This is a genomic window from Thermopolyspora sp. NPDC052614 (assembly GCF_040678635.1).
GTDB lineage: Bacteria > Actinomycetota > Actinomycetes > Streptosporangiales > Streptosporangiaceae > Thermopolyspora.
In genome coordinates, this window is sequence record NZ_JBFATZ010000003.1 from 594,070 (window position 1) to 613,110 (window position 19,041).

At 72.7% G+C, this 19,041-nt stretch carries 12 protein-coding genes; 6 read left to right on the forward strand and 6 right to left on the reverse strand.

Annotated elements, in window-relative coordinates:
• Positions 1-10 precede the first annotated feature (10 nt).
• Both AB0K60_RS09305 and AB0K60_RS09310 read right to left on the reverse strand, forming a co-directional pair.
• A complete protein-coding gene (locus tag AB0K60_RS09305) occupies positions 11-523 on the reverse strand; it encodes a DUF5709 domain-containing protein (RefSeq protein WP_364050421.1) in 513 nt (170 codons plus the stop codon).
• Positions 524-576: 53 nt separating this feature from the next.
• The gene (locus AB0K60_RS09310) at positions 577-3,954 is read right to left on the reverse strand and encodes a protein kinase (protein ID WP_364050424.1); all 3,378 of its coding nucleotides are present in this window, start codon (positions 3,952-3,954) and stop codon (positions 577-579) included.
• Positions 3,955-4,274: 320 nt separating this feature from the next.
• Between AB0K60_RS09310 and AB0K60_RS09315 the strand changes: the two genes are divergently transcribed.
• Positions 4,275-4,562 (forward strand): Fe-S cluster assembly protein HesB, encoded by a 288-nt coding sequence (locus AB0K60_RS09315; protein WP_364050427.1) that lies wholly within the window; start codon positions 4,275-4,277, stop codon positions 4,560-4,562.
• A 149-nt stretch (positions 4,563-4,711) separates the two neighbouring features.
• Here the strand turns inward: AB0K60_RS09315 and AB0K60_RS09320 are convergent, their stop codons facing one another.
• Positions 4,712-6,202, reverse strand: coding sequence for an NAD-dependent succinate-semialdehyde dehydrogenase (locus tag AB0K60_RS09320; RefSeq protein ID WP_364050430.1), 1,491 nt, complete (start codon positions 6,200-6,202; stop codon positions 4,712-4,714).
• Positions 6,203-6,652: 450 nt separating this feature from the next.
• Here AB0K60_RS09320 and AB0K60_RS09325 point away from each other — a divergent pair, with 450 nt between their 5' ends.
• The 3 genes from AB0K60_RS09325 to AB0K60_RS09335 all read left to right on the forward strand — a co-directional run bounded on the left by AB0K60_RS09325 (position 6,653) and on the right by AB0K60_RS09335 (position 10,302).
• Positions 6,653-7,255, forward strand: coding sequence for a hypothetical protein (locus AB0K60_RS09325; protein ID WP_364050433.1), 603 nt, complete (start codon positions 6,653-6,655; stop codon positions 7,253-7,255).
• Between the two features lie 71 nt (positions 7,256-7,326).
• The gene (locus AB0K60_RS09330; protein WP_364050436.1) at positions 7,327-9,705 is read left to right on the forward strand and encodes a glycoside hydrolase family 3 N-terminal domain-containing protein; all 2,379 of its coding nucleotides are present in this window, start codon (positions 7,327-7,329) and stop codon (positions 9,703-9,705) included.
• A gap of 117 nt (positions 9,706-9,822) precedes the next feature.
• Positions 9,823-10,302, forward strand: a complete 480-nt coding sequence (locus tag AB0K60_RS09335; RefSeq protein ID WP_364050439.1) for an NUDIX hydrolase — start codon at positions 9,823-9,825, stop codon at positions 10,300-10,302.
• 103 nt (positions 10,303-10,405) lie between these two features.
• Here AB0K60_RS09335 and AB0K60_RS09340 read toward each other — a convergent pair whose 3' ends face one another.
• The gene (locus tag AB0K60_RS09340) at positions 10,406-11,266 is read right to left on the reverse strand and encodes a hypothetical protein (RefSeq protein WP_364050442.1); all 861 of its coding nucleotides are present in this window, start codon (positions 11,264-11,266) and stop codon (positions 10,406-10,408) included.
• 158 nt (positions 11,267-11,424) lie between these two features.
• Positions 11,425-14,955 (reverse strand): WD40 repeat domain-containing serine/threonine-protein kinase, encoded by a 3,531-nt coding sequence (locus AB0K60_RS09345; RefSeq protein ID WP_364050445.1) that lies wholly within the window; start codon positions 14,953-14,955, stop codon positions 11,425-11,427.
• A gap of 316 nt (positions 14,956-15,271) precedes the next feature.
• Between AB0K60_RS09345 and AB0K60_RS09350 the strand changes: the two genes are divergently transcribed.
• Positions 15,272-15,784, forward strand: coding sequence for a hypothetical protein (locus tag AB0K60_RS09350; protein ID WP_364050448.1), 513 nt, complete (start codon positions 15,272-15,274; stop codon positions 15,782-15,784).
• Positions 15,785-15,817: 33 nt separating this feature from the next.
• A complete protein-coding gene (locus tag AB0K60_RS09355; protein ID WP_364050451.1) occupies positions 15,818-16,837 on the forward strand; it encodes a hypothetical protein in 1,020 nt (339 codons plus the stop codon).
• A 32-nt stretch (positions 16,838-16,869) separates the two neighbouring features.
• Here the strand turns inward: AB0K60_RS09355 and AB0K60_RS09360 are convergent, their stop codons facing one another.
• Complete coding sequence (locus AB0K60_RS09360) at positions 16,870-19,032, reverse strand: serine protease (RefSeq protein WP_364050454.1); 2,163 nt, start codon at positions 19,030-19,032, stop codon at positions 16,870-16,872.
• Positions 19,033-19,041: the final 9 nt, after the last annotated feature.

Genomic DNA, 19,041 nt, shown 5'->3' on the forward strand with positions numbered 1-19,041 from the left:
TCCGCCCGGGCTACTCGGGCTCGATGCGCATCGCGGCCTCCTCGGCCGTGTAGCCGCCCGCGTCCGGGCCGACCTCCTCGGCGATCTCATCGGACTCGTCATCGCCACGCGCGCCCTCGTCGGGGGCGACGAGGCGGCCCGCGCGGCGAGGCTCGTCCCAGACGGCGCCCGACGGCTCCTCGGGCTGCGCCGCCCAGCCCTCCTCGGCGCCCGGGGCGGGCTCATACTCGACGTCCTCGGCCTCCTCGGGCACGCGGGTGCCACCGCCGAATCGCTCGTCCGGGCCGAACATGGCCTGCTCCTCCGGCATCTCGCGGGCCAGGCGTCCGCCGAGCGGCTCCCCTTCGAGCTGCTCCTCGATCGTGGTGCCGAAGTCGTCCACGGCCACCGGACGGTCGCCCGGCAGGGGCTCCTCCTCCGGATCGACCGCCCACTGCTGCCCGGGCGTCCCGCTCTGCAGATCCGGAATTCCCTCGTCCTCGAATCGCGAGTACGGGTCGTGCTCCGGCGTGTTCTTGCTCACGGCGTCCCTCCCCGATCTTCGGTCATCGACCCCCTGCCCAGGTGGGGAGGCTGTTAACGGGGGTTCCCCGGCTCGCGCCGGTCGTCGAAGTAGAGGGTGCGCCGGATGCCGATGCGGATCGTGCATCCCGGGCCGACGGGGACGCTCTCGTTCGGCGGGATCTCGTAGAAGTTCTCGTCGCCGGGCACCTGAACGTAGGTGCCGTTGACCGAGCCGAGGTCGGTGAGCAGCACGTCCCAGCCGTTCAGCGTGATCGTCGCGTGGCGGCGGGAGACCGACTGCCCCTCGTCGGCCAGCGCGAAGGGGGCGTACCCGCCGGTCGTCGCCTCCGGCGTCTCCTCCGGCCAGCGGCCGATCACGTAGTTCCGCGTCAGCGACAGCACCTGACCGTCGTCCAGCCACAGCAGGCCCAGCGGCGGCCTCGGCCCCTGCACGGGAAGGGACTGCGCGGGCATCGGCTTGCGGCAGACGGCACAGTACGACAGGCGCGGGTCGTTGAAGTGCCCCTCCTCGCACACCACGCCGGACACCGACGGGCCCGCGGCCTCGGGTTCGGGCTCAGGCTCGGGTTCGGGCTCGGGCTCGGGCTCGGGTTCGGGCTCGGGCTCGGGTTCGGGCTCGGGCTCGGGTTCGGGCTCGGGTTCGGCGGGCGCGTGGTCCCCGCTCGCCTCCGGTTCCTCCGCCTCGCCGTCGTCGGCCGACGGCACGCCGCCCATGACGCCGGAAGGCTCGTGGTCTTCCTGCGGCTCGTCGGTCATGACGTCTGTCGCCGGGTCCGGATCCGTGGACTCTTCCACAGGCGGTCCCGGCTCCTCGGCCGGTTCTCGCGTTTCCGCGAGGTCCCGGGCCTCCTCCGCGAGCGCCTCCGGCTCCGCCATCGCCAAGGGCAGGATGTTGCGGGGGACGCTGCGGGTCGGCATGTCGTCGGGGAACGGTTCGCCGAGTTCCTCCGGCCCCTCCGCCCCGGACGACACGGCGGGCACGACCGCGTCGATCATCGCGTCCTTGCGGTTCGGCATCTCCTGGGTCGGGGGCTCCTCGTCGGCCTCGGGGGTCGCGAGCAGGGCGGCGCGCAGGTCGGCGGGATGCTGGTAGCGGTCCTCGGGCAGGTTCGCGGTGGCGCGGCGGACGACATCCCGCAGTTCGGGAGTGACCGGAAGGCGCGTGTGGTCGAGATCGCCGTTGACGATCGCGTGGAGCACCGCGGCCACCGAGTCGGCCGGGTACGGCAGGCGTCCGGTGAGCGCATAGTGGGTGATAACGCCCAAGGCGTAGATGTCGGACCTGATGTCGACGCGATCGCCGCGTACGGCCTCCGGCGAGATGTACGAGGGCGTGCCGACGAGCTCCCCGGCGTCCGTGGCGACGGTCGCGTCCACCGCGCTCTTGGCGATCCCGAAATCAATGATCACCGGCCCGCGCGACGGGTGAATGATGATGTTGGACGGCTTGAGGTCGAGCCGGGTCAGGTTCTCGGCCTCCAGGTACTCCAGGGTCTCGGCGAGCGTGGCCACGAGCCGCACCGCCTGCGCCGGGGAGAGGGGGCCGTCGGCGCGCACCACCTCGCTGAGCGTACGGCCCTCGACGAACTCCATGATCAGCACGGGCCCGACCTCGGCGTCCTCGACGACCTCGTGGGTCCGCACGACGCCGGGATGGTCGAGCCGCTGCGCGATCTTCAGTTCCCGCCGGAACCGCCGCGCCATCCCCGCGTTGTCCTGCTGATCGGCCCGCAGCAGCTTGGCGGCGACGTCCCGGCCGAGATGCCGGTCGTACGCGCGGTAAACGGTGTTCATCCCGCCCTGCCCGATGACCTCCAGCAGGTCGTACCGGTCGGCGAGCGTACGGTGCGGGGCCCGGAGCTGCAGCCGGATGCCGGGGGACGGGGCGGCCTGCGCCCGCTGCGCCGCGAACCACCCCGTGGATCGCGGGTCCGGGGGGCCGCCACGCGACGGCGCGATCGCCGGGGCCGGAGCCGGGACCGGGGTCGGGACCGGGCCTGGGGGTACGGCAGGGGCGGGCGAGGCCCACGCGTGGTGGTAGGCCGCGTATCCCGGAGGCGTCGTCACCGGTTCGGCCTCCCCCGGCCGGACCACGATGGGGCCGGTCTGCGTGACGGCCACCGGCGGTGCGGACAGATCGAGCGCCGCGCGTTCGGTCTCGTTGCCGAAGGCGATGCCGAGCAGGGTCTCCTTGAGGTCGTCGGCCAGCTTGTAGGAGGCGAGGCGGGACACCTCCGCGTCGCCGTACAGCGTGGAGTCGATGCCCGGCTCGCGCAGCACGGTGAGCATGCCGTGCCGGGCCAGGTGACGCAGCAGCCGCTCGACGGCGGGCTGGGCGATCCGCGGCAGCGGGAAGGGTCCGCCGCGCTCGGGCGAGGCCGCGATGTCGCGGGCGGTGAACGGCTCACCCTCGCTGCGCAGAATCCAGTCCATGACCGCGTAGCCGCCGAGCCGCCAGCGATCCTCGTCGAGCGCCACGGGGAACAGCCGCTGCCGCCCGCCCTGGCGGAAGTATTCGTCGATCAGCTCCTCAAGCCTGGCGTAGAAGGTGATCCGGTCGTGGTCCGGCCCGGACGCCTCAAGCAGCGGCCGGCCGTCCCGCCACACCACCAGGTCGCCGAACTCCCGCAGCAGCCTCCGCGGCACCCCGCGCGCCTTGAACCGCAGATACCGTACGAGCCGCTCCACGTTCGGGTCCCCGCCGCCGTAGGGCGGCAGCCCGGTGACGGCGTGGACCAGCCGCTCGGGCGCGTCCCACGTGCACGGCACGTACATGCGCCAGGCGAAGACGCTCTCGAAGACGTCGTTGCCCCGGCCCGCCTCCCCGATCGCGTGATCGTGCAGGTCGGGCCCGCCGATGACGAGAAAGTGCGCGTCCCCCGCCGTCAGCGTGCTCTTCAGGCCCGACAACAGGCTCTGCACCTGGAGGAATCCGTCCGGGCCCGTGAGCCTGTCCAACTCGTCCAGCACGATGACCATATGGACGCGTTTGCGCTCCACGGCGCCGCGCCCGCGGAACACGCCGCGCGGCGGCTCCGGCGGCAGGACCCGCCCGTTCAGCAGCGCGAGAATCCTGGCCAGGTCGTGGGCGTCGCCCGTCCGCGCGGGCAGCAGCGCCTGCCGCGCGGCCGCACCGATCACCGGGAGCGCGCCCTGGTCCTGCAGCGCCTCCTGCACGCGCCGTACCAGCACCGACTGCAGTTCCTCCGGCGTGGACGGCCGGGACGCGTCGACCACGACCGGGACGATGATCTCGTCCCCGCCGCCCTCTCGCGCGATCTCCTCCAGCGCTCGCGTCACGACCGTGCTCCGGCCCACGCCCCGGAATCCGGTGATCAGAAAGGTGCCGCCCCGGGACCTGCGCAGCCGCTGTTTGAGCTGCTCGATCGAGGTCTCGTTGCCGAGCAGCGGCACGGCCGTCTCGTCCACATGCAGCGGCTCATGGACATACCGGAACGATTCTGCGAGCGGAATCTGGAGCACACCGTCCTGCCTTCAGCCAGTAGGAGCGCCTTGCACCCACAGTAAATCGTTCATGGCCTGCACCTCGGTGGCGTTTCACGTACGGGGGGCGTGTTTGGGCCAAGGCGATGAGGGCACGCGCTGAAGGAGAGATGAAGAAAAGGGGCGAACCGGCAGGGGACGATCAGCAGAATCGTGACACGGTCGCCCGAGCCGGGCAATTCGGACCGCCGATGTACGGCGGCCGGGCCCATTGCCAACCCACCATCAGCTCAAAGGAGCCGCTCGTGCTGACGTTGACCGATGACGCCGTCCAGGCAATCCGCGATCTCATGGTCGGCGAGGACCTGCCGCAGGACGCCGGAATGCGCATCGCCTCCGTGGAGAGCGACCCGGGCTCGCTGGAGCTGTCCTTGACCAGCGGCCCGCAGACCGGCGACGAGGTGATCTCACGCGAGGACGTCCGCGTCTTCCTGGCCCCGGACGCCGCCCGCATCGTCGAGGACAAGACCCTCGACGCCGAGGTCAGCACCCAGGGCAGACCGTCCTTCCGGCTGACCCGCCAGCGGGCCTGACCCGAAGGCGTGCAGCACCGGACCAAGCCGGTCGGGACGTTGGAGAACCGGCCTGGTCCGGCCCGAGGGGCGGGCGCAAGGCGTGATCACGCCGTTGCGGTCCCGCCCCTTTCTCGCTTTTTCACATCTAGCCGCCGATCAGCCGCCGATCAGCTCAGGTTCAGCGCGACGTACTTCGTCTCCAGGAACTCCTCGATGCCCACGCGTCCGCCCTCGCGCCCCAGCCCGGACTGCTTCACCCCGCCGAACGGCGCGGCCGGGTTCGACACCAGCCCCTGGTTGAGCCCGATCATCCCGGTCTCCAGCCGCTCGCAGACCCGCACGGCCCGGTTGAGGTCGCGGGTGTAGACGTAGGAGACCAGCCCGTACTCGGTGTCGTTGGCGTCGGCGACGGCCTGGTCTTCGTCCTCGAACGTCAGGACCGGCGCCACCGGCCCGAAGATCTCCTCGTGGACCAGGTACGCCTCGCGCGGCACCCCGGTGAGCACCGTCGGCCGGTAGAAGTGCCCGGGCCCGTCGATCTTCTCGCCGCCCGCCAGGACCTTGGCGCCCCGGCCGACCGCCTCGGCGACGAGCTCCCCGACCTTCTCCCGCGCGTCGGCGTTGATCAGCGGCCCGACCTGCACGCCCTCCTCGACGCCCCGCCCGATCCGCAGCGATCCCATGCGGTCGGCGAGCCGCCGCGCGAACTCCTCGGCCACCGCCGAGTGCACGTAGAACCGGTTCGCCGCCGTGCACGCCTCGCCGATGTTGCGCATCTTGGCGATCATCGCCCCCTCGATCGCCGCGTCGAGGTCGGCGTCGTCGAAGACGAGGAACGGCGCGTTGCCGCCGAGCTCCATCGAGGTGCGGAGGACCTGCCCGGCCGACTGCTCGATCAGCCTGCGGCCGACCTCGGTGGAGCCGGTGAACGACAGCTTGCGGGTACGGCCGTCGCGGATGAGCGGCTCCATCACCCGGCCCGTCGAGGTCGTGGTGATCACGTTGAGCACGCCGTCGGGCAGGCCGCACTCGCGCAGGATGTCAGCGAGCGCCAGCATCGACAGCGGCGTGTCCCGCGCCGGTTTGATCACCATGGTGCAGCCGGCCGCCACCGCCGGGCCGATCTTGCGGGTGCCCATCGCCATCGGGAAGTTCCACGGCGTGATCAGCAGGCTCGGCCCGACCGGCTGTTTCATCACCAGCAGCCGCCCCTGGCCGTTGGGCGCGACGGCGTAGCCCCCCTCGACGCGTACGGCCTCCTCGGCGAACCACCGGAAGAACTCGGCCGCGTACGCGACCTCGGCCCGCGACTCCGGCAGCGGCTTGCCCATCTCCAGAGTCATGAGCACGGCCAGGTCCTCCTGCCGCGCCATGATCATCTCAAAGGCGGCGCGGAGGATCTCGCCCCGCGCCCGGGGGGCGTGCCGCGCCCACGACTCCTGGGCCTTGGCGGCGGCGTCGAGCGCGGCGAGGCCGTCCTCGGGCGTCGCGTCCGCCACCGCGCACAGCACCTCGCCGGTGGACGGGTCCTCGACGTCGAACGTGCGGCCCCCGGTCGCGGGCCGCCACGTCCCGCCGACGAACAGTTCCTTGGGCACCCGGTCCACGATCTCCCGCTCACGGTCGGCGCCTTCGTGAACAGCGCGGTTCTCGCTCATACCGCTCTCCCTGGCTCTGAGATTCTGTAGCCGTCAAACCACCGTACGCCCGACCGTCCCCCTGCCCCCAGAGGGCGAGATCACGAGGGCGGACGTCCACGAGCAGGGCATTTCATCGACGGCCCGTCCGGACGGGCGGCGCGGGCGGGCGCGCCGGGGCGTGCGGGACGCCGAACGGGCGCCGAACGGGCAGGGTCTTCGGGGCTGCCCGGGTTTCGGTCAGCACTATCGGGCCATGATGCGGAACCGCATCCGCGCTGGGGTGATGCGATCGACCTTGACGTCTACCGACGTGCCGTTCTACCTTGTTGCCGCGATGCTGAAGTTTTCGTAAGTACGCCGAAAACTTTCGACCCGGTCCGTCGCATTTCCCGCCTCGGCGCCCGGGCATCGGGTCGAGACCCGCCGGAAGGAGCAACCGTTGCCGATGGCTCAGATCGAAGCCCGGTAGTGAAAGTCCTCTGCATCGGCGGCACCGGCGCGATCAGCTCGGCCTGTGTGGCCGGGTCGGTCGCCCGCGGCCACGACGTCCACGTGCTCACCCGCGGCCGGACCGTCCGCAGACGGCCGCCTCCGCCGGGCGTCCGGCCGATCGTCGCCGACGCGCGCGACCCCGAGGCGGTGCGCGCGGCCCACGGCGGGGCGGACTTCGACCGCGTGGTGGACTTCCTCGGCTGCACCGAGCGGGACGCGGCGGCGACCGTGGACCGGAACAAGATCGCGGCCGAGGACGCGTTGCGCCGCGCCTACGACGAGCGTGGCTTCCCGGTCAACCCGCAGGCCGTCGGAGCGGACCGGCCCCGGTCGGGCCTGATCCTCGGCGATCCGGCGCACAGCGCCGTTTTCGACAACAGCAAGGTAAAACGTTTTGTCCCGTCGTACCGGCCCGTGATCATTTGGTCGGACGGAGTCCGGCGGCCGCAGGCGTGGCGCACCGCCCACGCCGGGCACGCCCGCCCGGACCCCACCGCCGACGCGCTCCTGAACCGGCTGGTCGAAGCCCACCACCGCGCCCGCGAGGCGCTGACGCGATCCGGATCGGTGGCGCGATGAGGCGGCACCGGCCCGGACCCGGCGCGCCGCACGGCGGGCGGCTGGACCGACCGAACGGAGTTGACTGACCCATGGCTGAGAACAGCGGCACCTCCTCCGAGGTGTGGAAGGACGCGAGCCTGCCGGACGAGGTCCGCGTCGAGGCGCTGATGTCCCGGATGAGCGTGGCCGAGAAGATCGCCCAGCTTTACGGGGTGTGGGTGGGCATCGACAACGAAGACGGCGAGATGGCCCCGCACCAGCACGAGTTCGGCCTGCTCACGGTGAGCTGGGACGAGCTGGTGCGCGACGGCATCGGCCAGCTCACCCGGCCCTTCGGCACCACGCCCGTCGCCGTCGTCAAGGGCGCGACCACGCTCGCCGCCGCGCAGCGCTCCATCGTCGAGGCGGGCCGGTGGGGCATCCCCGCCCTGGTGCACGAGGAGATCCTCACCGGGCTCGCCGCCTGGAAGGCCCCCGTCTACCCGTCGCCGCTGTGCTGGGGCGCCACGTTCGACCCCGAGCTGATCGAGCGGATGGGCGCGCGGATCGGCGCCGCCATGCGCCGGCTCGGCGTCCACCAGGGCCTCGCCCCCGTCCTCGACGTCGCCCGCGACCTGCGCTGGGGCCGGGTCGAGGAGACCATCGGCGAGGACCCGCTGCTGGTGGGCACGATCGGCAGCGCCTACGTGCGCGGCGTGCAGTCGGCGGGGGTGATCGCCACGTTGAAGCACTTCGTGGGCTACTCCGCCTCCCGCGCCGGACGCAACCTCGCCCCCGTGTCGGCCGGGCCCCGGGAGATCGCCGACGTACTGCTGCCGCCGTTCGAGATGGCGCTGCGCGCCGGGGCCGACTCGGTGATGAACTCCTACGCCGACATCGACGGCATGCCGGTCGCCGCCGACCGGCGGCTCCTCACCGACCTGCTGCGCGACACCTACGGCTTCACCGGCACCGTCGTGGCCGACTACTTCTCGATCCCGTTCCTGCAGTCGCTGCACAACGTGGCCGGATCCCCCACCGAGGCGGCCAGGCTCGCGCTGCAGGCCGGCGTCGACGTCGAGCTGCCCACGGTGAACTGCTTCGGCAAGGACCTCGTGCAGGCCGTGCAGTCCGGGGAGGTGGACGAGGCGCTCGTCGACCGGGCGCTGCGCCGCGTGCTGCTGCAGAAGTGCCGGCTCGGCCTGCTCGACGAGGGCTGGACGCCCGAGCCCGAGGTGCTGGAGGAGGCCGCCCGCGCGGCGGCCGAGGACCCCGACTTCGAGGACGTCGTGCTCGACGACGCCGAGGCGCGGGCGATCGCCGCCGAGGTGGCGCGGCGCAGCGTCGTGCTGCTGTCGAACACCGGCGCGCTGCCGCTGCGGCCGGGGCTGCGGCTCGCCGTCGTCGGGCCGCGCGCCGACACGCCGAACGCCATGATGGGCTGCTACTCGTTCCCGCTGCACGTCGGCGTGCACCACCCCGAGGTCGGGGTCGGCATCGACGTGCCCACCGTCGTCGACGCGCTGCGGGGCGACCCGGCCGGGTACGACGTGCGGTACGCCCAGGGCTGCCCGGTGGTCGGAGGCGACGACGAGGGCATCGCCGAGGCGGCGCGGCTCGCGGCGGACGCCGACGTGTGCCTGGCCGTGCTCGGGGACGAGGCGGGGCTGTTCGGGCGCGGCACCTCCGGGGAGGGGTGTGACTCCGCCGACCTGCGGCTTCCCGGGCGGCAGGAGGAACTGCTCGAAGCGGTGCTCGCCACCGGCACGCCCGTCGTGCTCGTGCTGTTGGCGGGCCGGCCGTACGAGCTGGCCCGGCAGGCCGACCGGCTCGCGGCCGCCGTCTGCGCCTTCTTCCCCGGCGAGGAGGGCGCGCGGGCGCTCGCCGACGTGCTGTCCGGCCGCGTGGACCCGTCCGGCCGGCTCCCGGTCGGCTTCCCCGGCGACGGCTCGGTCCAGCCCTCCACCTACCTCGCCGCGCCGCTCGGGCAGCGCAGCCAGGTGAGCACCAGCGACCCCACCCAGTTGTTCCCCTTCGGCCACGGGCTCTCGTACGCCCCCGCCACCTGGGGCGACATCTCCGGCGAGGCCGGGGGCGCGTGGGCGACCGACGGCACCTTCGACGTGCGGGTCGTGCTGAGCAACGACGCCGCCACCCCCGTCTCCGAGGTCGTCCAGGTCTACCTGCACGACCCGGTCGCCGAGGTGGCCCGCCCGGTGCAGTCCCTGCTCGCCGCCCCCCGCGTGGACCTGGCCCCCGGCGAGACCCGCGAGGTCACCATCACCCTGCACGCCGACCAGACCTCCTACACGGGGGCGGCCGGACGCCGCCAGGTCGATCCGGGTGAGGTGGAGCTGCGCGTCGGCGCCTCCAGCGCCGACATCCGCAAGACCATCACCGTCCAGATGACCGGCCCTCGGCGGGAAGTCGGCTTCGACCGGGTGATGACCGCGGAGGTCACGGTGACGTCTCCGGCCCTGCCGGCCTGACGCCCCGCGATCGACGCCCCCACGATCGACGCCCTCGCGATCGACGGCCGCGCGGGACGGGATCCCAGGGGTCCCGCGCGGCCTGTGCGAGAAGGCGGTGGCTGTAGCGTGAACGGGGTGAGCAAGACGTTTTTAAAGCCCGCCGCCGAGTGGTTCGCGACCCTGCCCGACTTCTACGCCTCCGCCTGCATGCTGATCACCGACGAGGAGGATCGGGTCCTGCTCGTCAAGCCCAACTACCGCTCGTACTGGCTGATCCCCGGCGGCATCATGGAACCCGACGAGCTCCCGCACCGCAGCGCCGAGCGGGAGGTCGAGGAGGAGATCGGCCTCAGCGTCCAGGCCCGTCACCTGCTCGTCGTCCACTGGTCGCTGCCCGAGGGGGATCGGCCCAAGAGCATGGTGAACTTCCTCTTCGACGGCGGCGTCATCCCCGCCGACACGCCGATCACGCTGCAGGAGTCGGAGCTGGACGACTACGGCTTCTTCCCCTGGTCCGAGGCCGCCGGGATGCTCTCCGCCGCCACCTCGCCCCGTCTCCCGGCCGCTCGGCGCGCCCGCACGGAGTCACGCACCGTCTATCTGCCCTCCGGGTGACCGGTCGGCCCGCTGCCCGCGCTGCGTCGCCCTGACGGCGTACGGGTGGGGCACCGGTGGCGCACCGACGTCGCACCGATGTCGCGCTGATCAAGTGCGCCGATCAGTTCCGGTACCTGGCCCTCCATCCCCCGACCCCCGTGTGCGGATAGGTGAAGACGTCCGCCGTGCCGTTGTTGATCTGCGCTTCGGCCACTCCGCGGCCGGTGTGCGCCTTCGCCGACCGCCACGTGCCGCCGCTGCTCGGCCGGTACTGGATGTAGACCCGGCCCGACGGCACGAAGCCGTTCGTGTCCTGCCTTCTGACCTTCAGCGAGAAGCGATAACAGGACCTGCCGCCGTGGGTCGTTCGTACCGGGGAAGGACGCTCGGGGATGAAGCGCACGTTGTCTATCAGGCCCAGGACCTGGACCTCGACGGCCTCGCTGTCCACGTGCCCGTCGACGAAGCGCAGCTCCGCACGGATCTCCCCCGACGTGCCGAGGCCGATCTCGGCGGTGAACCGCCCGGTGTCGCGTTCCGTCCGCGCCTCGCCGACGTAGTCCCAGGTCTGGGTGCCGCGCTCGCGGAAGGCGAGCAGCACGAGCTGGTCGCCGAACGGCAGCGTCGTGTCCTCGTCCACCAGCTCAAGCCGCCCCGAGACGGCGACCGGCTCCCCCTCCAGGACGGTGGCGGGCTCGACGGTGAGATCGTCCGCGAACCAGACGGACGCGGCGGGCCGCCGGCCGATGACGTGAAGGAGCGCTTCGGCGACCTCCTCGCCGACCCTCGCCTCCAGGAGCCACGGCCCGGGCGGGTCGCCGGGCTGGAAGTCGTGCTCGGCCCGCCAGGTCCGGCCGCCCCGCCACCGCTTGAACCGAAGCGCCCGGGACGAGTCGTCCGGCGCCACCAGACGTCCCTCGGCGGGCCGGCCGTCGATCGTGACGACCTCGATGACGACATGCGCCTTCCGGCCGTCGAGCATGATCGGATTCGGCAGGATCCTGATGGTTTCGAGGAACGACTTTTCGGCAGTCGGCGTCGAGGGGGCCGGCGTTGGAGGGGTCGGCGTTTCGAGGGACGATTCGGTCTCGTCCGGCGCTTGCTGCGTCCGCGACATTGTTCTCCTTCGTTGGTGTCGGCTCAGCAGACCTTGATGTACGCGGCGTCACGGATGCGCTGCTCCCACTGCCGCTCGGTGAGCGTGGACGCGGCCCGCGCGCAGACGGCGGCGGCCACCCGCTCGGGATCGATGTCGTGCCGCTCAAGCACGCCGTCCACGCCCAGGCTGTAGAGGCTGCCCCCGTCGGGGGCGAAGGCCAGCGCCAGCAGGTCGCCGGCGTGCGCGGGCAGCGGGATGCCGACGGGCTCGTCCACGGCCGTGTCCCACAGCCACACCCGTCCGGTGGGTCCTCCCGCGGCCAGCAGCCGGTCGTCCGGGCCGAACGCGACGACGCCGAACTGGTCGGCGTCCCCCGGCGGCAGCCGCAGGCGCTTGCGCGGCCGCAGGGTCGCGGCGTCCCACAGATCCACGCCCGTGCCGGTCCAGCCGGTCGCCAGCACGCCGCCGGTCCTGCCGTACGCGAGCCCGAGCACCCCGTCCTCGCTGACGCCGAACGGCCGGGGTCGCGCCTTGCCGGTGGCCAGGTCGATGACCGCGCCGTTGTCGCCGCCGTTGACGGCGAGCGTCCGCCCGTCCGGGCTGAAGGCCATCCGGCCGCCGCCCGCGTACGGAAGCTCCCTGAGCATGCGGCCCCGCCTCGGATCCCAGATCTGCACCTTGTGCCAGTTCCGATCCAGGGGCGCGACGGCCAGCGTGCCGTCCACGGGGTTGAAGGCGAGGCCGCCGACCACCGCCGCGTCGATCTCGATCGACGTGCGCAGCGTGCCGGCGGGCACGTTCCAGACGGTCACCCGGGCCGGGTCCACGCCGCCGACCGCCAGCGACCGGCCGTCCGCGCTGAAGGCGAGCGCGCGGGTGGTCCCGGCCGCGTTCCGCAGGGTCCTGAGCCGCCGCCGGGGCGAGACGGCGAGCAGTTCGACGGTACGGCCGGCCGTGACCGCGTACCGCCCGTCCGGGCTGAGGGCGGCGATCTCCGCGCGCGGGGTGAGGACCCCGCGCCGGGTGAGATCGGCGATGTCCAGCCTGGTCACCGTGCCGTCGCCGGACAGGTAGTTCAGCGTGCGGTTGCGGGCGCCGAAGCGCACGTCGCTCTTGAGCACGGGCGCGGCGTGGCGCAGCAGGCGGATGCCGCCGGAGGTCCACAGGCTGATCTGCGCGCCGTCGTACGTGGCCAGGTAGTCGCCGTTCGCGCTGTAGCTGACGGCGATCGCGTTGGCGGCGACCAGGGTCACCTCGCTCCACTCGCCGGTCGGGATGTCCCAGAACCGCACGTCGGCGCCGTCGGCCAGCGCGAGGGTGCGGTTGTCGGGGCTGAGCGCGGCGATCCTTCCCTCGGCGGGGTCGGGAGCCCCCGGCACGACCAGCGGCGCACGCGCGAGCGGGGAGCTCAGGAGGTAACCGCCGTCGTAGCGGACGTCGACCGTGGTGAGCCCGTCGCCGGACACCTCCAGGCCCACCACGTCGGCGCTCGCCTCCCGGGCCGTGCGCAGCGCCGGAACGCCGGACACGTCCCACACCTGCCACGCGTCCGCCGGGGTCCGCGCGACCAGCGCGGATCCGGTCGCGTTGAACGACAGCCGCGTGGCGCCCACGCCGAACGGCGGGCCCACCGGCCGTCCCGTGCCGAGGTTCCACAGCCGGATGGAGCGCCGCGACCCGACCGCGAGCCTGCGGCCGTCCGGGCTCAGCGCGATCTCCACGTCCCCTCGCCCGATGCCCTCGGCGCCTCCGCTTCGCCGGCCCGACGCCACGTCCCACAGCGTCGCCGTCCCCACGTCGGCCACCGCGAGCCGGTCGCCGGGGCCGAGGGCGAAGGCGGCGCCGCTGCCCGACGGGCGGCTGAAGACGTCGAGCTCCCGCTGCGCGACCGAGCGGTAGAGCGCGGCGACGGCCTCCGGTTCCCGCGGGGCCAGCCGCCAGGCGGCGACGCTGAGCAGCATCGCCTCCCTGGGCGCGGTGGCCCGCAGGGTGTCGGCGAGTTTCGCGGCGCCCTGCGCCGCGATCACGTTGCGCTGGAGCTGGCCCCGCCGGATCAGGACGCCCGCGGCCACCAGCGTCAGCGCCACCAGCAGCGCGACGCCGGCCTTGATCTGGCGGCGACGGCGCTCCTGGCGGCGTTCGCGGGCGACGGAGGCGTCGAGGAAGGACCGTTCCAGGCGATTGAGCGTGAGCAGGTCGCCGGCGTGCCCGCCGTTCAGCTCCAGGGCCGCGCGCAACGCCGCGCCCCGGTAGAGGTCCTTGGGGTCGCGGCCGCCGGCCTGCCACGCCCGCGCCGCCCGGCCCAGCGGGCTGTGCACGCGCAGCAGGTCACGGGACGCCTCCCACCAGGCGCGCAGGCGGGGCCAGGCGGGGATCACCGCGATGCTGGCCAGGCGTACCTGGTCGCCGTCGCGTACCACGATTCCGGCGTCGGCGAAAGCGGCCAGCACCCGCGCCACGTCGGCCGGGCCCGTCCCGTCGGCGAGCAGGTCGTCGATGTGCACGCGGCGGAGGTCGACGTCCGCGCCGTCGCCCGGCGACACCAGGCGCAGCAGCAGCCCCGGCACGAGCGCCTGGTCGGCGGGGGCGAGGCGGGCGTAGACGGCCTCCGCCAGATCGCCAAGGGAGGGGTCGGCGCGGTTCACCGGCCCGCCCGTACGGTATATCGGCCCGTTCGCGCGGGTTCCCGGCTCGTTCGCGTGGATCTGCGGGAAGACGCGCACGCCGCGTGCCGTCGCGCTGCCCGCCTCCAGCAGCGGCGTGGCGGGGTCCCGGCCGCCGACCAGGCGCAGCAGCAGGGTCCTGGCGGTGGGCCGGTCGCGCGGGTCGTAGGCCATGGCGGCGCCGACCAGCTCGCGCAGCGGCCCGTCCAGCTTCGACAGGTCGGGCCGTTGCGTCAGGATGCGGTGGAGCAGGGCCGGGGTGTCGGTGCCGAACGGCGGCGTCCCCGTGGCGGCGAACACGACGACCGCGCCCCACGCCCACACGTCGGACGCCGGGCCGCCTTCGCCGTTCACCTGCTCGGGGGACATGTACGGCGGCGTGCCGATCAGTTGCCCGTCGTTGTCGGTGAGGGTGGTGCCCTCGACACGCGCGATGCCGAAGTCGATCACTCGCGGGCCGTCGGGGCCGAGGATGACGTTGCCCGGTTTGAGATCGCGGTGGATGACGCCCGCCTCGTGCACGGCGGCCAGCGCGGTCGCGATGCCGGTGGCCAGCCGGTACAGCTCGCCCCCACGGTAGACGCCGTGATCCCGCACCGCCTGCTGCAGCGTGGGGCCCTCGACGTACTCGCTGACCACGTACGGCTGGTCGCCGTCGAACTCGGCGGCGATCACGCGGGCGGTGCAGAACGGCGTGATCCGCTGGGCGGCGAGGACCTCCTTGACGAATCTGGCGCGCAGGTCCGGCCGGGTGAGCAGGTCGGCCCGCAGCATTTTGATCGCGACGCGGCGGCCATACGGGTCGTACGCCTCGTAAACCACCCCCTGACCGCCCGCGCCCAAGCGTCCGGCCAAGGCGTACTCCCCCAATCGCCAGGGGTCCCCCGGGACGAGCGGCGTCACCTCCATTCACCTCCATCACGCCTCTCCATAACGGCGACGGCCGCCCCCCGCGAAGATCCGGGCCGCCTGCACATGGAGAACAAATGCAGTATGACAGCTCCCCTGGAGTTCCGGCCGATATTTTTTCGCGGCCGGGAAAATCTTGAGCGGCGCCGCCCCGCCGTCCCGAAGACGACATCGAACCCCCATTTTGTCCGCCCGAAAACCGTTTTCTCCTCCCCCGAAACCGGGCGGTCACCCGTGTGGCCACATTCGGCCATGACGCGTCGTTGACGCCGCGTTCTCGCCGCAGGAGCATGCATGGGATCGACGAGGGGGGCCGGTGCGAAGAATCGATCTCAACATCATCCGCGTGGGCGTCGGCGATCCGGCCGATCCGATCATCCAGAGGGCGCTGGCCACCACCAACGACATCTTCGCGCAGGTGAACATATCGCTCGGACAGGTCAAGCGCTTCGATGTCCCTGCGCACCACATAGCCGGAATGAATGTCATAAGGGATAAGAACGAGGCGTTCGAACTGACCAAGAAGTGGACCGCCCCCGGCCGGGCCATCGACGTGTTCGTCGTGTCGGCGACCGCCGATTGGATGCTGGGCGCCTCGCCCATAGGAGGCACCTGCCAGAAGTACGGATGCGTGTTCGTCAGCGGCGTGGTCATGCAACTGTCGGAACCGTCGACCGGCAACGTTCTCGCGCACGAGATCGGCCACTACCTCGGGCTGGACGACGACGAATACGACAAAAGCAATCTGATGCACTACACGGTCCCCAACGGCAAGAAACTCACCCAATCACAGGGACGAAGGATGAATACCCATTGCTTCCTCCATTGACTTTTCCCGATTCGTCCCGCTGGTAGGTGTGTGATGGCGCAAATCGAGATACCGGAGCGGCTCAAGAGGGCGGAGCTCGTGCTCCCGGCCCTCGAAGGACGCGTCGAGGGCCTCCCGCCCTCCGCCGCGCTCGCCATGCTCCCGCACCTCGACATCACCCTGGAGCGCCACCACTCGATCCTCCGGGAGGCGCTGGGCAACGCCGGGCTCGCCCCGCCGGTCCGCGCGCTGTCCGTGCTCGCCCTGCGGCGGCTGCCGGGCGAGCTGGCCGTCGGGGAACTGGAGGACGTCCTGTCCCGCCAGGGCCTGGAGGAGACCGTGGCCATCCGGGCGGCCTCGCTGCTCGGCCTGCTCGGCGGCGACCGGCATCTGGATCTGCTGCTGAGCGTGCGGGCCGCGAGCGATTCTGAGCCGGTCATCGCCGCCGCGACGTTCGCCCGATCCCTGATCGTGCACCGCCTCCGGCTGTCCGGCGTACCGGCCGAGGACCCGGAGGTGAGGCTCCAGGACGTGCCCGACGACGCGGACGGAACGGCGTTCCACAGCCGGCGACTCGGGCTGCCGCGCCGGGACGACGTGATCGAGAGCGTCCGGCGCGATTTCCCGGACATCGGGCCGCATGATCACGAGGTGTACGAGCTGCCCTGCGCCGGCCAGATCATGTCCATCGTCGTTCACAAGGACGTGCTGGAACCGCGCAGGACGGGGTTACTCCGCGAGGTTCCCCTCCTCGCCGCCGTGGTGGCCGTCACCCTGCCGGGAAGAAGGGAGATCATCCCCAGCCACGCGGCCCTGACCCGCCCCGACGCGAGCGCGGGGATCTCGCTGCGGGTGACGCGCCTCACCGGCCTGCCCGCCTATGCCGGGCACGGCAGGCTCACCCCGGACGGCGTGGTGTTCGAGCTGCTTTCCGTGGCGGCGATCGGTGTCGCACCCGTCCGCGCCACGTGCACGATCTCCTCCTCCGGGGAGCTGCGCGTCTTCGGCGCCTCCTTCGCGAGCTGCCCGGCGAGCATGGAGCCGAGCGCATCGGGCGACTACCCGGTGCCCTGAGGCAGGGAGCTGCGCGCGGATGGCGAGGGCGGTCAGCGCAGCGAGGCGGCGAGGGCCGGGAGGAGCCGGGCCCCGATCGCGTGGGCGACCTCCGGGTGGGCCAGGTACTCCGCGATGTCGTGCGCTCCGTCCACGGGGTTGGTGACGGAGATCTCCGTGAGCTCGCCGCGCCAGTCGTCGGCGAGGGGGCAGCCGATGGTGACCGGGTCGGCGGGGCACCAGACGTTGAGCCAGTGGGCCACCCGGGCCGGGCGTTCGGGGCCGCCGATGAGGAGGCGGCGGTAGACGCCGTCCAGGCCGAGCGGGCTGCCGACGGTGGCGAGCATCTCGACGTCAAGGGCCGGGTTCAGGCGGGTGAGCAGGTCCATGGCGACGACCGTGCCGAGGCTGTGGGTGACCAGCAGCACCCGGCCGGAGGCGGGCAGCGTCTCCATGACGGCGGCGAGCACCGATTCGCGGACCTGCCGGTCGTCGAGGTAGGCGGCGACGTCCGCGAAGATCAGGGCGATGCTCAGGCCGTCCAGGGCGGTGGCGGCGGCCAGCCAGCTCAGCGCCCGGTGCAGGATGATGGGCGGCGCGCCCAGTGTCTCGGCGGGGGCGAGCCGTTCGGCGGGCATGCCGGCGCGGACGGCCGCCTGGGTGATCAGGTTCTCGTAGAGGTCGCGGGCGGACGGCGTGGGCGGCGCCGCCGCCGAGGCCGGATCGGCGGCGATCTCCTCCAGCGATCGTGCGGCGGCCTCACGCGGTCGCACGGCCTGGGTGAGGCGGTCGCCGTAGAAGGGGAACCAGACGTCGGCGGGTTCGATCGTGGCGAGGCCGGCGCGGGTGAGTCCGGTGTTCAGACCGGCGGTCCAGGCGCGGCGCAGTCGTTCGGGGTCGTGTCTTTCCTGGCCCCGGCCGTGCAGGAAGACCAGATGCCGCGTGCCGCCGAAGGCGCCGGGTCGCGCGGGCCGGCCGGACGGGCGCCTGACGGGGGCGGTGGCCGGGGAGAACTCGGGAGAGGTGGCGGTGGCCGGGTGAGGTGCGGCGCCGGTGCCCTGGGGTGCCCCGGCGGCCGGAGTTGCGGCCGCAGTGGTGGCCGCAGTGGTGGCCGGCATGGCCGCGCGGGGCGTCGCCGTCTGCCCGGCCGGTCCGCCGGACGGCGGGGATGGGTGGCCGTCGCAGATTCTCGTCTCGACGCCCATTTCGGCGAGCAGCGCGAGTCGCGCGTCGTCGAGACGCAGGGCGGCGAGGCGCCGGAGGATGCTGCTGATCCGCACGCCCTCGTTGGAGATCCAGTCGACGGCGTCGTCCCCGTCGCCCTCCCGCCAGACCTGGCCGTCGCGGCGCAGGATGCGGCCCTGCTCGTCGGTGCGCGGCACGCCGCTGTGGTGCAGCGCGGTGACCTCCCACTGGTCGTTGAAGACCGGGGAGCCGGAGCTGCCCGGCTCGGTGTCGGTCCGGTACTGGAGGAAGTCGTCCAGCCGGACCTCCAGCCGGTTGTCCCGGATGGCGATCTCCTTCAGCCGCCCGCTGGGGTGCCCGATGATGTTGACCGGCTCGCCGATGACCAGCTTGCCCCGGTCGGCGCTGAGCGCGTTCCAGCCGAACCGCTCCCCCGGCGGGCGGCCGTCGTCGCAGGGGCCGACCTGCACGAGGGCGAAGTCGAGCCCGGCGTCCGCGATGAAGAAGGTCTCCGGCTCCAGGTGGCACCGGGTGGCGGTGTCCGGGACGTTGTCCACGGTGACCTGCGCGTCGAACTCCGCCATCGCCTGCGCGGCGGCCCGCGCGTCGGGCAGCACGTGGTGGTTGGTCATCAGCAGGCGCGGCGAGACCAGGAACCCGGTGCCGATCGGCAGCAGGCGGCCGTTCTCGCACAGCAGGACGCGGGCGACGGTCCGCGCGGCGCGGGCGCCCCTCGGCAGGAAGCTGTACGCCTGCAGCTCCTTGGACACGCCGAGGACGCGTTCGTGGAAGGCGGGCCGGTCCAGGTGCTCGGTCCGGGTCGCCTCCATCACCGCCTCGACGGGCACGCCGCTGCGCTGGATGAGCCGGGCGGCCCGGGACGCGAGCTGCTCCGGCGCGTCGGGGAAGGCGTCCCCTTGGTCCTGCCGCCGCCGGACCTCCTCGCGTTCGGCGGTGCTGCGCCGGTAGCGCTCGGCGGCGGCCTCGGCGTGCCCCAATCCCAGATTCCGGACTTCTCGGGAAATGTCCATGTCGCCATG

Excerpts from the sequence above, each read along its gene's own strand:
- AB0K60_RS09360 (WP_364050454.1), bottom strand. The coding sequence starts at position 19,032 with ATGGACATTTCCCGAGAAGTCCGGAATCTGGGATTGGGGCACGCCGAG.
- AB0K60_RS09320 (WP_364050430.1), bottom strand. The coding sequence starts at position 6,202 with ATGAGCGAGAACCGCGCTGTTCACGAAGGCGCCGACCGTGAGCGGGAG.
- AB0K60_RS09355 (WP_364050451.1), top strand. The coding sequence starts at position 15,818 with ATGGCGCAAATCGAGATACCGGAGCGGCTCAAGAGGGCGGAGCTCGTG.
- AB0K60_RS09330 (WP_364050436.1), top strand. The coding sequence starts at position 7,327 with ATGGCTGAGAACAGCGGCACCTCCTCCGAGGTGTGGAAGGACGCGAGC.
- AB0K60_RS09340 (WP_364050442.1), bottom strand. The coding sequence starts at position 11,266 with ATGCTCGACGGCCGGAAGGCGCATGTCGTCATCGAGGTCGTCACGATC.
- AB0K60_RS09345 (WP_364050445.1), bottom strand. The coding sequence starts at position 14,955 with ATGGAGGTGACGCCGCTCGTCCCGGGGGACCCCTGGCGATTGGGGGAG.